The organism is Variovorax cryoconiti, from assembly GCF_051216395.1.
Taxonomy (GTDB): Bacteria; Pseudomonadota; Gammaproteobacteria; order Burkholderiales; family Burkholderiaceae_C; genus Variovorax.
This window is the reverse complement of the sequence record NZ_JBPJZI010000003.1, coordinates 331,874-343,861: the sequence shown is the minus strand read 5'-3', so window position 1 is coordinate 343,861 and position 11,988 is coordinate 331,874. Positions and strand designations below refer to the sequence as shown.

The 11,988-nt window shown below is 72.4% G+C and carries 10 protein-coding genes; 2 read left to right on the top strand and 8 right to left on the bottom strand.

What is annotated here, in order from left to right; all coding sequences use genetic code 11:
* The first annotated feature begins 1 nt into the window (after position 1).
* The gene (locus tag ACSFA2_RS10705) at positions 2 to 898 is read left to right on the top strand and encodes an ABC transporter substrate-binding protein (RefSeq protein ID WP_435455306.1); all 897 of its coding nucleotides are present in this window, start codon (positions 2 to 4) and stop codon (positions 896 to 898) included.
* A 26-nt stretch (positions 899 to 924) separates the two neighbouring features.
* Positions 925 to 1,734, top strand: a complete 810-nt coding sequence (locus ACSFA2_RS10700) for a hypothetical protein (protein ID WP_435455305.1) — start codon at positions 925 to 927, stop codon at positions 1,732 to 1,734.
* Positions 1,735 to 1,744: 10 nt separating this feature from the next.
* Here ACSFA2_RS10700 and ACSFA2_RS10695 read toward each other — a convergent pair whose 3' ends face one another.
* The 8 genes from ACSFA2_RS10695 to ACSFA2_RS10660 all read right to left on the bottom strand — a co-directional run bounded on the left by ACSFA2_RS10695 (position 1,745) and on the right by ACSFA2_RS10660 (position 11,987).
* Positions 1,745 to 2,317: a vWA domain-containing protein gene (locus ACSFA2_RS10695; RefSeq protein WP_435455304.1), complete on the bottom strand. Its 573-nt coding sequence runs from the start codon at positions 2,315 to 2,317 to the stop codon at positions 1,745 to 1,747.
* Between the two features lie 86 nt (positions 2,318 to 2,403).
* Positions 2,404 to 3,486 (bottom strand): magnesium chelatase ATPase subunit I, encoded by a 1,083-nt coding sequence (locus ACSFA2_RS10690; RefSeq protein ID WP_435455303.1) that lies wholly within the window; start codon positions 3,484 to 3,486, stop codon positions 2,404 to 2,406.
* A complete protein-coding gene (gene cobN / locus ACSFA2_RS10685; RefSeq protein WP_435455302.1) occupies positions 3,483 to 7,322 on the bottom strand; it encodes a cobaltochelatase subunit CobN in 3,840 nt (1,279 codons plus the stop codon). Before cobN ends, ACSFA2_RS10690 begins: the two co-directional genes overlap by 4 nt.
* A 19-nt stretch (positions 7,323 to 7,341) precedes the next feature.
* Positions 7,342 to 8,400 (bottom strand): cobalamin biosynthesis protein CobW, encoded by a 1,059-nt coding sequence (gene cobW, locus ACSFA2_RS10680; protein ID WP_435455301.1) that lies wholly within the window; start codon positions 8,398 to 8,400, stop codon positions 7,342 to 7,344.
* A 26-nt stretch (positions 8,401 to 8,426) separates the two neighbouring features.
* Positions 8,427 to 9,347: an LLM class flavin-dependent oxidoreductase gene (locus ACSFA2_RS10675; RefSeq protein ID WP_435455300.1), complete on the bottom strand. Its 921-nt coding sequence runs from the start codon at positions 9,345 to 9,347 to the stop codon at positions 8,427 to 8,429.
* Positions 9,347 to 10,117: an ABC transporter ATP-binding protein gene (locus tag ACSFA2_RS10670; RefSeq protein ID WP_435455299.1), complete on the bottom strand. Its 771-nt coding sequence runs from the start codon at positions 10,115 to 10,117 to the stop codon at positions 9,347 to 9,349. The genes ACSFA2_RS10675 and ACSFA2_RS10670 overlap by 1 nt, the downstream gene beginning before the upstream one ends.
* Entirely contained in the window at positions 10,114 to 11,109 is a 996-nt protein-coding gene (locus tag ACSFA2_RS10665; protein WP_435455298.1) for a FecCD family ABC transporter permease, read from the bottom strand. Before ACSFA2_RS10665 ends, ACSFA2_RS10670 begins: the two co-directional genes overlap by 4 nt.
* Complete coding sequence (locus ACSFA2_RS10660) at positions 11,106 to 11,987, bottom strand: ABC transporter substrate-binding protein (RefSeq protein WP_435455297.1); 882 nt, start codon at positions 11,985 to 11,987, stop codon at positions 11,106 to 11,108. Before ACSFA2_RS10660 ends, ACSFA2_RS10665 begins: the two co-directional genes overlap by 4 nt.
* Position 11,988 lies beyond the last annotated feature (1 nt).

Below are 11,988 nucleotides of genomic sequence, written 5' to 3'. Positions count from 1 at the left end.
CATGACCCTCTCTCGCGCTTCCCGTTTCCTTGCTCTTCTGCTGTTTGCTGCGGCGGCATGGACGACGGCGCATCCGGCACGCGCCCAATTGCGGATCGTCGACGACCGCGGGCAGGCCGTCACGCTGCCGGCGCCCGCCCGGCGCATCGTCTCGCTCACGCCGTCGCTTTCCGAAGCCGTCTGCGCCATCGGCGCCTGCGACCGCCTGGTCGGCGTGGACCGCTACGCGAGCTGGCCGGCGTCGGTGCTCGCGCTGCCGAGGGTCGGCAGCATCGACCATCCGCAGGTCGAGGGCATCGTGGCGCTCAAGCCCGACCTGGTGCTGCTCAAGCCGCGCAGCAAGGTCGCCGATCAATTGGAAAGCCTCGGCATTCCTGTGCTGGCACTGGACGCGAAGACGCATGCCGACGTGCGACGGGTGATGCAGGCGCTGGCCGTCGCGGTGGGGCGGCCCGGTGCCGGCGACGCGCCCTGGCAGCGCGTCGAGAAGAACCTCGGCGCTGCCGCCGCGCGCGTGCCGCCGGCCTGGTCGGGCGCACGCGTCTACTTCGAGGTGCACGGCGCCTCGGCCGCCGGCGAGGCGTCCTTCATCGGCGAGACACTGGCGCGGCTGGGGCTGAAGAACATCGTGCCCGCCGCGTCGGGCCCCTTCGCGCGCGTGAACCCGGAGTTCGTCGTGCGCGCCGACCCCGACCTGCTGATGGCCTCGGCGCACAGCGAACTCATCGCCATGACCGGCCGGCCCGGCTGGTCGCGCATGAAGGCGATCCGCGGCAACCAGACCTGCACGTTCGCGCCCGACCGGCTCGACGTGATGATGCGGCCCGGCCCGCGCCTGGACGAGGCCGCCGACGAGGTGGTCGCCTGCCTCGCTCGGCTGAGCACGCGGCTGCCCTGAGGGCGGCGTGGCGCTAGCATGCGCCCATGCGATCTCCCCTTCTTCTGCCCGCGTTGCTGGTGCTGTCCGCCGCCGCGGCCTTGCACGCATCGGCCGCACCCGCGGGTCTGGCGGCCCAGCCCTTCGATGCCGTCGACAAGCCCGAGCGCATCGACCCGCAATGGCGCACCGGCCTCTGCGCGCTGATGCCCCAGCCCTGCGAGGCGGCATCGCTGCAACTGCTGCGGCCGCGTGCGGCAGGCGCCGATACCTACGTCGTGCTGTCGGCGCAGCCGCTCGCCATGGCGCGCGCCAGGTACGCGCCGAGCGCAGGCTGGAAGCTCGACACCCTGCACGACTTCAGTGGCTACCGCCATTCGATGGCGGAACTGACGACGGACAACGGCGCCTCGGAACCGCAGCCGCTGTCGCTCGCGCCGGCGCTGTACCCGCTGGCCGACGGCCGCTGGGCGGCGGCCGTGCTGTGGTCCGTCACCGAGAGCTACTCGGGCGGCGGCGCGTCCTTCCGCACGGCGGACTTCGTGCCGGTGGACGGCCCGAAGAAGGCCGACGGCCTGGCGCATGCCGGCGTGCCTTTCGCCTGCTACAAGATGGTCCGCGCCTGCTTCAGCGAGAAGGACTACAAGACCTCGCCGCACTGCCACGACGAGAGCACCGGCAGCCTGCGCATCGCCTACGCGGCGCCGTCGAAGCCGGGCGGCGACTACGGCTGGTCGTACACCTGGCGCCAGAGCGACTGGGCGGCGCACAAGCCGGCACGCGCCACGCGCACCCGCGTGGCCCGCTTCACCGATCGCGGCGGCGAGGCCGCGCCGTTCTGCGACGGGCCGCAGTAGCCACCAGGCTTCAACCGATGACCGTCGCTTCGTCGGCGTGCACATAGCGCGCCTGCCAGCGTTCGGCCAGTGCCGCGGCACGGCCCAGGGCCTGACGCGGCGGCTCGAAGTCGAGTACCGAGATCGCGTCGAGGCCCGCGGGCCGTGCCGGGTGCTCGGTGCTGCGGCCGTCGGTCAGCAGCCACAGCCATCGCTGCGCGCTGTCGTGCTTGGCGAGCAGCGCGGCGGCCTGCTGCACGCCGAGGGCCAAGGGCGTGCCGCCGCCGCCGCCGATCGGCGCGAGCCAGGCGTCGTTCCATGCGCCCGCGCGGCGTGGCGGCACGCGCAGTTCGACCGCATCGCCACCGAAGCACAGCAAGGCCACGCGGTCGCGTCGCCGGTAGGCCTCGTCCATCAGCGCGCGCAGCGCGCCCTTGGCACGCGCCAGCTTGCCGCCCGCCACCATCGACGCCGAGCAGTCGAGCAGGAAGCAGTGCAGCGCGCCGCTGCGCGCCTCTTGCGGGCGACGGCGCAGATGCTCGGCCCGCAGCGCATCGGCACCGCGCGCCATCAGCGTGCGCGGCCAGTCGTAGGCGCTGCCCATCGACGGCGCGATGCGCCCTGCATCCCGTTGTGTGCCCTGCCTCCGGTCACCCTGGCTTGCGCCAGCGGGGACGGCGTCCCGGAGGCTCAGGCTTTTTTTGCGGCGCCTTGCAGTGCGGAGGCGGCGATCAAGGGCCGCAGCGGCTTGACGCGTTCGATGCCGACCGGCTCGGGCGGCAGCGCGCCCCAGTCGGCGTCACCGGAGGCGGGGGGCGGCGTGCCGGACATCGTGCCGGACGTCGTGCTGGTTGTCGCCGCACTCGGCGCCATGGTCGCGCCGCCGTGGTCGCTCCCGGGCTTGCGCCGGTGCAGCAGTACCAGCTCGGCCACCTGCCGCACATGTTCAGGCGTGAGGCGCTCGGCCTGCTCCCAGGCGGCCAGGGCGCGCGCCGCCCGCAGCATCACCAGGTCGGCCCGCAGGCCATCGACCTGCGCCGCGAGGCACAGTGCGCCGACGGCCGCGTGCACCGCGTCGTCGTAGGGCAGCGCGTCGCGGTCCGCCACGGTCGCGCGCGCGCGTCCGAGTGACAGCGCGAGCGCGCCTTGCGCGTCGGCATGCGTGGCGCGAAAGCCCTGCGGGTCGGCATCGAAGGCGAGCCGCGCGCGCACAATGGCCGTGCGCGCCGCGGGGTCGTCGATGTTGTGCAGCCGCACGCACAGGCCGAAGCGGTCGAGCAGCTGGGGGCGCAGTTCGCCCTCCTCCGGGTTCATCGTGCCGACCAACACGAAGCGCGCGGCATGGCGGTGCGAGATGCCGTCGCGCTCGACGCGGTTGACGCCGCTCGCGGCCACGTCGAGCAGCGAATCGATCAGCGCGTCGGGCAGCAGGTTGACCTCGTCGACATACAGCACGCCGCCATGCGCGCGGGCCAGCAGGCCGGGCGCGAAGCGGACCTCATGGCCGGCCAGCGCCTGGCCCAGGTCCAGCGTGCCGACCAGGTGCTCCAGGCTCGCGCCGAGCGGCAGCGTGACGAAGGGCGCGCCTGCCAGCAGCTCGGCCAGCGCCCGCGCCGCCGTCGACTTGGCGGTGCCGCGCGGGCCTTCGATCAGCACACCGCCCAGGCCGGGGTCGACCGCGGCGAGCAGCAAGGCCTGACGCAGTTGCGGTTGGCCCGCGATGGCGGCAAAGGGGAACGGCAGCGGCAGGGCCGCGCTGTCGGGGGGGGTCATCGGAGTCCTTCCATCTGCTGCTCCTGTTCGAGCAACAGGTCTTCCAGTTGTTGTTGGTAGTCGCCGGGGGCCTGCCACAGCCCGCGTTGCATCGCCTCCAGCAGACGGCTCAGGATGTCGTGCAGCGCCTGCGGGTTGTGGTCTTGAATGAACCGACGGGTGGCCGCATCCCGCACATAGGCATCGGCCACCATCGCGTACTGGTGGTCGCCGACCACGCGCGCGGTGGCATCGAAACCGAACAGGTAGTCGACCGTCGCGGCCATCTCGAAGGCACCCTTGTAGCCGTGGCGCTTCACGCCGTCGATCCACTTCGGGTTGACCACGCGGGCGCGGATGACGCGCGAGATCTCTTCCTTCAGCGTGCGCATGCGCGGCGCCTGCGGGTTGCCGTGGTCGCCGTGGTACATCGCGGGCTGCTGGCCGCTCAGGTGTCGCACGGCCGCGACCATGCCGCCCTGGAACTGGTAGTAGTCGTTGGAGTCGAGCAGGTCGTGCTCGCGGCTGTCCTGGTTCTGCAGCACGACGTCCATGGTCTGCAGGCGGCGCACCAGCGCGTCCTGTGCGGGCACGCCGTCGCTGCCCTGGCCGTACGCGTGCGCGCCGCCGTCGACATAGGCGCGCGCGAGGTCCTCGTCGCTTTGCCAGTCACCGCGATCGAACAGAGGCTGCAGGCCCGAACCGTAGTGGCCCGGTGCCGAGCCGAAGACGCGCCAGCCGGCCTGCGCACGCGCGGCCTCGGCAGCGACGCCGCTCGCTTCGAGCGCAGCCGCTTCGCGCAGGATGCGCGCGCGGATCGGGTTGCGCTCGGCGTCCTCGTCGTCCTGCGCGGCCACGGCCTGCACGGCCGCGTCGAACATCTGCACGGCCGCGGGAAAGGCGTCTCGGAAGAAGCCCGAGATGCGCAGCGTGACATCGATGCGCGGGCGCCCGATACCGACGGTCGGCAGCACTTCGAAGTCGACCACGCGCTGGCTGCCCGCCGCCCACTTCGGCCGCACGCCGATCAATGCGAAGGCCTGCGCCAGGTCGTCGCCGCCGGTGCGCATCGTGGCCGTGCCCCAGACCGACAGGCCCATGGCGACCGGGTATTCGCCGTGTTCCTGCAGATGCAGTTCGACCAGCCGCGCCGCGGATTGGAGGCCGAGCATCCAGGCGGTCGGCGTCGGGATGGCGCGCGTGTCGACCGAGTAGAAATTGCGCCCGGTCGGCAGCACATCGGGCCGGCCGCGCGAGGGCGATCCGCTCGGGCCGGCGGGCACGAAGCGGCCTTGCAGCGCGCGTGCGAGTTGGGTGAGTTCCTGCTTGCCGCAGGCGTCGAGATCGGGCGCGAGTCGGCGCTCGATGCGGGCGAGGACGGCGCGTGCATGCGTGAGCGCGACATCGCATCGATCGCCTTCGAGCAGCCGCTGCGCCAGCAGCTCCAGCCGCTCGCGCGTGTCGCCGTGGTGGCGCCACGGTTCGTCGCTCACCGACTGCAGCGGCGCCGGCCGCGCACCCTGCCACGGCGTGCCCGCTTCGATGTCGAGCGGGTCGAAGGCATCGCCGGGCAACAGGTCGCGCGACAGCGCCGTCAGCAGGCCAGCGTTCTCGCCGCTGCCGTCGCCCGACGGGTAGCGGGCCAACGCCAGCAGCGTGTCGCGTCGCAGCCGGCCTTCGGGCGACTGGCCGAACACGTGCAACCCGTCGCGGATCTGCGTTTCCTTGAGCTCGCACAAATAAGCATCGACGCGCGCCAGCACGGTGTCGTCGTCGGCCACGGCGGCGTTCAGCGCCAGCTCCTCCACCAGATGCTGCTCGCGCACCGTCGCGAGGATCTGCGCGCGCAGCACGCGGGCACGGCGCGCGTCGACCAGCAGTGCGTCGTAGTACTCGTCGACCTGGCGCTCCAGGTCCTGCAGCGGCCCGTGGTTCTCGGCGCGCGTGAGCGGCGGCATCAGGTGGTCAATGATGACTGCCTGGGTGCGCCGCTTGGCCTGCGCGCCTTCGCCCGGGTCGTTGACGATGAAGGGGTAGACGTTGGGCAGCGGCCCGAGGATGGCGTCGGGCCAGCAGGTCTGCGACAGCGCCAGGCTCTTGCCCGGTAGCCATTCGAGGTTGCCGTGCTTGCCGACATGCACCACCGCGTCGATGGCGAAGACGTCGCGCAGCCAGAAGTAGAAGGCGAGGTAGCCGTGCGGCGGCACCAGCTCGGCGTCGTGGTAGCTCGCGTAGGCATTGGGCTCAGGCGTGCCCTGCACCGCCAGCGAGCGCGCCGGCTGGATGCCGACGAAGACCTGCCCGAGCCGCAGGCCGGCGATCATGAAGCGCCCCTGCCGCAGCGACGGGTCCTGCTCGGGCGCGCCCCAGCGCGCGTCGATGGCCGCGGCCATGCCCTCGGGCAATCCGGCGAGGCGCGCGCGGTAGTCGGCCAGCGCATAGCTCTGCCACGCCGGCCGCATCGGCCATTGCGCGGGGTCGTTGGCGATCCCCTGCTGCAGCGTGCGCATCAGCGCGTCGCCATCGGCGGGCTGCTTTGATGCATCGCCCAGCATGTAGCCCTCGGCCGCCAGCGTGCGCAGGATGGCCATCACGGAAGCCGGCGTGTCGAGCCCGACACCGCTGCCGATGCGCCCTTCGCTGCCGGGGTAGTTCGCCAGGATCAGCGCGATGCGCTTGTCCGCGGCCGGCAGGCTGCGCAGCCGGCACCAGCGCCGCGCGAGTTCGGCCACGAAGGCGATGCGGTCGGGCTCGGGCTGGTAGCGGACCACCTCGGTCTGCGTGAGCGCGTCGCGGTGCGACAGGCCCTTGAAGCTGATGGCGCGCGTGACGATGCGGCCGTCCATCTCGGGCAGCGAGATCTGCATCGCGATGTCGCGCGGGCGCAGTCCCTGGCTGTCGGCCAGCCAGTCCTCGCGGTTGCCGCCGCTCACGATCACCTGCAGCACCGGCGCATCGCCCGCGAGCGCCGTCAGGTCGTCACCCGCATCGCCCGCATCGCCGCCCTGCCCCAGCGCCGCGAAGGCGGTGGTGTTGAGCACCAGTTGCACGGCATGTTCGCGGCACAGCGCGCGCAGCGTGGACATGCACAGCGGGTCCTTCAGCGAATCGAGCGCGACCGGCAACGGATTCAGCCCTTCGACCTGCAGCGCGGCGGCCATCGCATCGAACACCGCCGTGTTGCCCGACTGCAGGTGCGAGCGGTAGAAGACCAGCGCCACCACCGGCGCACCGTCGCGCCAGCCCGAACGCAGGTCGTCGATGCCCGCGACCGTGCGGCCAGCGCCGAAGACCACGCCGGGCACATGCAGCGCCACCTGCGGCAGGCTGCGCGGCGGTTGCGGTGCCTCGCCGTGGCCCAGGCCGTGGAAGGCGATGGCGCGCAGGAACTGCAGCGCATTGGCCGCGCCACCGGAACGCGTGTACTGCCACAGCTGCCGGCCAACCGCCTGCGGCAGCGTGCTGCGTGCGAGCAGGTCTTCGTCCTCCTGCAGGTCGCCCGAGAAGATGGCCAGCTGCTGCCCCTGGCGCCGTGCGAGTTTCTCGATCTGCTGCAGGCCGTACGACCAGGCCGACTCGGCGCCCAGGTGGTCGACGATCACGACCCGTGCGTGCTGCAGCACCTCGTCGACGTACAGGTCGAGCGACGCGGGCTGGCGCAGGTACTGCAGGTTGGCCAGCCGCAGCGACGGGTAGCCGGGGTCGCTCGCCGCGAGCGCGGTGCGCGCCCCGGCGAGCAGCGCCAGCGTGGTGTCGGCCGAACTCAGCACCACGATGTCGCCCGGCGTCTGGTCGAGCCGGGTGACGACGCTGTCGTCCTCGACGAAGCGTCCGGGCTGGGTGCTCAGCAGATGCATGGCGGGCCGGCGCGCAGACTCAGACCATCGCGGCGAGCGCGCCTTGCAGCGCCTCGCGCAGCACCGCTTCGTCGAGGTCTTCTCCGATGAAGACGAGTTGCGTGCGCTTCGCCTCGCCCTCGCGCCAGGCGCGGTCGAAGTGATGGTCGAAGCGTTGGCCCACGCCCTGCACCAGCAGGCGCATCGGCTTGCCCGGGATCGCGACGAAGCCCTTGATGCGGTAGATGGTGTGCGCAGCGACGAGCTGTTCCAGCACGCCGATCAGGCGCTCGCGGTCGACGGCGGGCAGCTCGATCACGAGCGAGTCGAACTCGTCGTGGTCATGGTCCTCCTCATGGTCGTGGTGGCTCGTGCGCTGGTCGATGGTGGTCTCGGCCGCGCGGCCCTGGCCCAGCAGCAGCGCGAGTGGCAGCTTGCCCTGGCTGGCCGCGACGATCTTCACCTCGACCGGGATCTCGGCGCGGATCAGCGCCTCGACCTGCGTGCGCGCGGCGTCGTCCATCAGGTCGCTCTTGTTGAGCACCACCAGGTCGGCGGCCGAGAGCTGGTCTTCGAACAGCTCGTGCAGCGGCGACTCGTGGTCGAGGTTGGGGTCGGCGCGGCGCTGCGCATCCACGGCGTGGGTGTCTTCGGCGAACTGGCCCGAGGCGGCGGCCGGGCCGTCGACCACCGTGACAACGGCATCGACGGTGAACACGTTCGCGATCTCCGGCCACTGGAAGGCCTGGACCAGCGGCTTGGGCAACGCGAGGCCCGAGGTTTCGATGATCACCGCGTCGATGTCGCCGCGGCGCGCGGCCAGTTGCAGCATCACGGGCTGGAACTCCTCCTGCACGGTGCAGCACACGCAGCCGTTGGCGAGCTCGTACAGCGCGCCTTCGCGCTCGTTGCCTTCGTCGTCGCAGCCGATGCCGCAACCACGCAGGATCTCGCCGTCGATGCCCAGCTCGCCGAACTCGTTGACGATGACGGCGATGCGCCTGCCTTCGGCGTTGCCGAGGATGTGGCGCAGCAACGTGGTCTTGCCGCTGCCGAGGAAGCCGGTGACGATGGTGACGGGGATCTTGGCGCTTTGCATGGTGTGGCTTTCGAGGATGGGATGGATCATGCCGGCGCGCGAAGCGCAGGCAGCACCTCGTTCGCAAAGAGTGTCATGCCGGCGAGGGCTTGGGTGTTGTCGAGCAGGCCGTTGGCGTTGAAGATGCAGCGCAACGCGCCGATGCCGCTGCGCGCGCGCAGGTCGACGATCTGCGCAAGGCACTGCGCCGGGTCGCCGTGGATGAACTGCTCGCGCAGCATGCGCGCGGGGTCGATGCGCGGGACTTGGTCGGGCGGCACGCCGCGCTGGGCGGCGAAGAAGTTGCGACGTTCGTGCAGCTTCGGCCAGAGACCATCGAGCTGCGCCGTCACCTGCGCGGCGGTCGCGCCGGTGCAGACATAGCGTGCGAGCGACGAGCGCTTCAGCAGCGTCGACGGCCGCCCCTGCAGGAGGTCCGCGACATGGCCGAGCTGCGTGGTCTCCGGCGGCTCCAGGCTCAGCAGCAGCGGGATGTCGCGCGCGATGGCGAAGCCGAGTGTCTCGGGCGTGGAGCCGGCGATGTAGAGCGGCACCTCACCGACCTTCGCCTGCAGCACATCGCAGTGCTGCTCGAAACGCGCGCGCGTTTCCGACGGGTCAATCGCCAGCGCGGCCAGCGTCGCGGGCTCGATCCCACGGCCCACGCCGATGTCGACGCGCCCGCCGCTCTGGAACGCGAGCTGCGCGATCTCGTCGGCCAGCATCAGCGGCTGATGCAACGGCAGCACCAGCACCGCGGTGCCGACGCGCAGGCGCTCGGTGCGCGCCAGCAGCGCGGCGGCCAGCAGCAGCGGCGACGGGTAGGGCCAGTCGGCGCTGGGCAGCCGGAATTCGCTGAACCACACGCCATCGAAACCCAGGCGGTCGGCGGCGTCGAACAGCGCGAAGAAGGCGCGCGGGTCGCCCTGCGTCGCTTCGCGGGTCCAGCCGGCGAGGTCGATGCGCATCAGGGTTCGCCTTGCTCGCGCAAGCGTGCGCGCAGCATCACGCCCGGCGGCACGCCGATGCGGTCGAACACCACGCCGAAGCTCTGGTCGAGCAGCGCGGCGTGGATGAGTTCTTCGCCACCATCGATGGCGATGCGGCCGTCGGCCAGCACCACGATGCGGTCGAAGTGGCGAAAGGCCAGGTCGAGGTCGTGCATCGCGACGATCACCAGCCGCGTGCGGCCGCGCTCCGCGAGCGCCTCGACCAGCGTGAGCCGGTGCCGCACGTCGAGCGCAGCGCCGGGCTCGTCGGCCAACAGGATCGGCGGGTCGGTCGCGAGCACGGTGGCGAGCAGCACGCGCGCCTGCTCGCCACCCGACAGCGTCGACCAGCGGCGGCCGCGGAAGGCCTCGAGCTGGTGCCGCGCGATGACCTCGTCGACGGTCGGCCAGCTTCCGGCCGCCCGCCCGCGCGACGGCGTGAGCCGCATGCCGAGCAGCTCCTCCAGCACCAGGTCCCAGTGCGGCTCGAAGTGCTGCGGCATGAAGCCGATGGACCGCGCGCGCTCGGCGGTCGGCACGTCGGCCACCGGACGCGTGCCGAGCCGCACCTCGCCCGTCGTCGGCTTCTCGAGGCCGGCCAGCAGCGCGAGCAGCGTGGACTTGCCGGCCCCGTTGGGACCGATGATGGCGACGGAGCCGGTCGCGCCGAAGCCGATCGACACGTCGCGCAAGATCGGCTTGCCGCGGCGCGATACGCCCAGCCCTCGGGCTTCGAGCAGCCCGCTCATGACCGCAACCTCCGCGCCAGCAGCACGATGAAGAAGGGCCCGCCCGCGACGGCCGTGACCAGCCCCAGCGGAATCTCCGCCGGCGGCAGCGCCGAGCGCGCGATGGCGTCGGCCACGGTCACGACGATGGCGCCGGTCAGCGCCGACGCCGGCAGCAGCGCGCGGTGCAGCGGCCCGACCATCCAGCGTGCGATGTGCGGCGCGGCCAGCCCGACGAAGGCGACCAGTCCGCCGTAAGCCACGGCCGCAGCGACCACCAGCGAACCGACGATGACCGCCCGCGGCGTGAAGCGCGCCACGTCGAGCCCGAAGCCCTGCGCCGCGCGGGTGCCGAGCCCCAGCAGGTCGAGCCCGTGCGCGATGCGCGACGTCGCCAGCAGGCACGCCACGCACAAGGCGGCCAGCAGCCCGAGGCCGGGCCACGACGGCGTCTGGATGCCGCCGAGCACCCAGCTCATGACGACCTGCAGGCTCACCGTTTCATCCGACAGCGCGAGCATCAGGAAGGAGCGCAACGCACCCAGCATCGCCGCGATGGCGACGCCGGCCAGCAGCATGCCGGCCGCGTCGAGCGCGCCCGCGACGCGCGACACGCCGAGCACCAGCGCGGTCGCGCCCCACGCGCCGGCGAAGGCCAGCACCGGCAGCACATACGCCTGCGGCACGCCCAACGGCACCAGCAGCGCGACCGTGGCGCCGAGCGCCGCGCCACCCGAGGCGCCGAGCAGGTAGGGCTCTGCGAGCGGGTTGCGGAACACGCCCTGGAACACCGCGCCCGACAGGCCCAGCAGCGCACCGACCAGCGCCGCCGCGAACACGCGCGGCAGCCGCCACTGCAGCAGCAAGCGGTTGCGCAGGCTGTCGTCACCGGCCAAGGCGCGATAGATGGCGCGCGGCGACGACCACTCGTGGCCCGCGCAGGCGGCGAGCAGCAGCGCGGCCAGCAGCACCGCCACCGCGATCAGCCAGGCGCGCGTGGTGCCGCGGTTCATGGGCTGGCCTTCACGGGGTGCAGCCAGCGCGCGAGGCTTTCGATGCCGTCGATGGTGCGCGGGCCGGGGATGAGGAATTCGCTGCGCGACACGGTGACGGCGCGCTGGTCGCGCACGGCCCGCATGTCGCGCCAGCCGGGCAGCTGGACCAGGTCGTTCAGCGCGGCCTGCGTGCCGGCGAACAGCAGCACGTCGGGGTCCGACGCGAGGATCGCTTCGGGCGAGACCTGCGCGACCGCGCCGCGCCCGGCGATGGCGAAGCGGCCACCGGCCAGGACCATCGCCTCGCCGGTGTAGGTGTCCGACCGCGCGACCAGCAGCATGCCGTTGCCGACGCGGCCCGTGACCATCACGATGCGCGGCGCGGGCCGGCCGGCCACCTGCTGCGCGACACGGTCGAGCCGCGCCTGCAGCGTCTCTGCCAGCGCATCGCCGCGCTCGGGCACGCCGGTGGCGCGGCCGACCAGGCGGATGTTGTCGAGCACCTCGCCGACCGAGCGGCTCAGCAGCACGATCACCGGCACGCCGAGGCGCTCCATCGGGTCGACCAGTTGGTGGGCCGCTTGCCGCGCCGGCGTGACGATGACCAGGTCGGGCCGCTGCGCCACCACCGCATCGACCGAGAAGCCCAGCCGCCCGCCGACCTTCGGCTTGGCCGCGGCCTCCGGCGGGAAGCGCGTGTAGTCCTCGACACCCACGATGCGGTCGATGAGGCCAAGCGAGGTCACCAGCTCGGTGTTCGACGCGAAGATCGTCACCAGCCGCTGCGGCGGCGCGGGCAGCACCACGGTGCGGCCCAGCGCGTCGCGCACGTCGATGGGCGCGGCGTGCGCCAGCGCCGCCACGCACACACCGAGGGCCAGCGCGATTCGCTTCATC

What these genes read in the sequence shown, in the direction of transcription:
- ACSFA2_RS10690 (WP_435455303.1), bottom strand. Translation starts at nt 3,486, where the DNA reads ATGACCCCCCCCGACAGCGCGGCCCTGCCGCTGCCGTTCCCCTTTGCC.
- ACSFA2_RS10660 (WP_435455297.1), bottom strand. Translation starts at nt 11,987, where the DNA reads ATGAAGCGAATCGCGCTGGCCCTCGGTGTGTGCGTGGCGGCGCTGGCG.
- ACSFA2_RS10675 (WP_435455300.1), bottom strand. Translation starts at nt 9,347, where the DNA reads ATGCGCATCGACCTCGCCGGCTGGACCCGCGAAGCGACGCAGGGCGAC.
- cobW (WP_435455301.1), bottom strand. Translation starts at nt 8,400, where the DNA reads ATGCAAAGCGCCAAGATCCCCGTCACCATCGTCACCGGCTTCCTCGGC.
- ACSFA2_RS10700 (WP_435455305.1), top strand. Translation starts at nt 925, where the DNA reads ATGCGATCTCCCCTTCTTCTGCCCGCGTTGCTGGTGCTGTCCGCCGCC.
- ACSFA2_RS10695 (WP_435455304.1), bottom strand. Translation starts at nt 2,317, where the DNA reads ATGGGCAGCGCCTACGACTGGCCGCGCACGCTGATGGCGCGCGGTGCC.
- ACSFA2_RS10670 (WP_435455299.1), bottom strand. Translation starts at nt 10,117, where the DNA reads ATGAGCGGGCTGCTCGAAGCCCGAGGGCTGGGCGTATCGCGCCGCGGC.
- cobN (WP_435455302.1), bottom strand. Translation starts at nt 7,322, where the DNA reads ATGCATCTGCTGAGCACCCAGCCCGGACGCTTCGTCGAGGACGACAGC.
- ACSFA2_RS10705 (WP_435455306.1), top strand. Translation starts at nt 2, where the DNA reads ATGACCCTCTCTCGCGCTTCCCGTTTCCTTGCTCTTCTGCTGTTTGCT.
- ACSFA2_RS10665 (WP_435455298.1), bottom strand. Translation starts at nt 11,109, where the DNA reads ATGAACCGCGGCACCACGCGCGCCTGGCTGATCGCGGTGGCGGTGCTG.